This window comes from Promicromonospora kroppenstedtii DSM 19349 (genome assembly GCF_000515355.1).
GTDB lineage: Bacteria > Actinomycetota > Actinomycetes > Actinomycetales > Cellulomonadaceae > Promicromonospora > Promicromonospora kroppenstedtii.
The window spans coordinates 1-1,010 of record NZ_KI911748.1 but is presented as its reverse complement, the minus strand read 5'-3'; the positions used below and the strand labels follow the sequence as shown (position 1 = coordinate 1,010).

Annotated in this window: 2 protein-coding genes; one reads left to right on the top strand and one right to left on the bottom strand. The window is 70.8% G+C overall.

Annotated elements, in window-relative coordinates; translation table 11 throughout:
• Nucleotides 1-42: 42 nt before the first annotated feature.
• The gene (locus tag PROKR_RS25555; protein WP_051433364.1) at nt 43-462 is read right to left on the bottom strand and encodes a ribonuclease domain-containing protein; all 420 of its coding nucleotides are present in this window, start codon (nt 460-462) and stop codon (nt 43-45) included.
• A 191-nt stretch (nt 463-653) separates the two neighbouring features.
• On the opposite strand from PROKR_RS25555, the gene PROKR_RS25550 reads away from it, so the two are divergent.
• Nucleotides 654-1,010 (top strand): MBL fold metallo-hydrolase (locus tag PROKR_RS25550; RefSeq protein ID WP_036969319.1); only part of this gene is annotated, 357 nt, incomplete at its 3' end.

Sequence of the window (1,010 nt, the reverse complement as noted above, 5' to 3'; positions counted from 1 at the left end):
GCCCGGCCGGCCGGCCGGCCGGGCGCGGCGCACGGGACCCGGTCACATCCGGTAGAAGTCGCCGTAGTGGTTGGGCGAGAAGTAGACCACCCCGGTGGTGCGGTCCAGGACGAGCCGGTAGGACTGTCGCGCCGCGCCGCAGGCCCGCGGCGTCACGTCGAACTCCAGGTAGGAGTGGCCGGCCGGGAGCTGACCCTCGTTGTTGTAGTGCGTGCCACCCGCGTAGTTGCACTGGCCGTCCGGCCAGCTCACCCAGCCGCGCGTGCTCGGGTAGCCCTTGGAGCTCCAGATCGCCCTGGAGTCGTACGCCTCCGCACATCCGCTGTGCGTGCAGGAGCTGTAGACGGCCGCCTCGGACGACGGTGCGACCGCGACGCCGCCGGCCGTGACGAAGGCGACCATCGTCGACAGGATGACGATGATCCGGACCAGGTTCGACGCGATGCTCTTGTTCTCGGACACGCTGACCTCCCTCTCGGTGGGGAACATGCAGGTTGGGAACATGCAGGGAGGATCCTGGCCGATCCGGGCGACGACGGTCCGACGACGCTCCGACGTGCGGGTGAATTTTACTTGTCTGCTTTGTCCGGGAAATCTGCCCGGGTGCGGCCGTCCTGTTGTCCGGACCCGCACCGGCCTGCTTGGGTCGGGGCATGGCGAGGTGGATCGAGGTCGCGGACGGCGTGCTGGTCCGGCGGTACGAGGAGCTGGACCTGTCGGTCGGCCTCGTCGTCGGCGCGGAGGGCTGCCTGGTCGTGGACACCGGGGGAGACGCCGGACAGGGTGCCGAGCTCGCCGCGGCGGTCCGCGAGGTGACACCGCTGCCGTGGCAGGTGGTGCTGACCCACTCCCACTTCGACCACAGCTTCGGCACCGAGGCCTTCGCGCCCTGCGCGGTGTGGGCGCAGCGGGGGTGCCGCGCCGACCTGGTGGCGACCGGTGAGCATCAGCAGGAGAAGTGGGCACGCCACTACCGCGAGCGCGGGGAGCCGGCGACCGCCGACCGCATC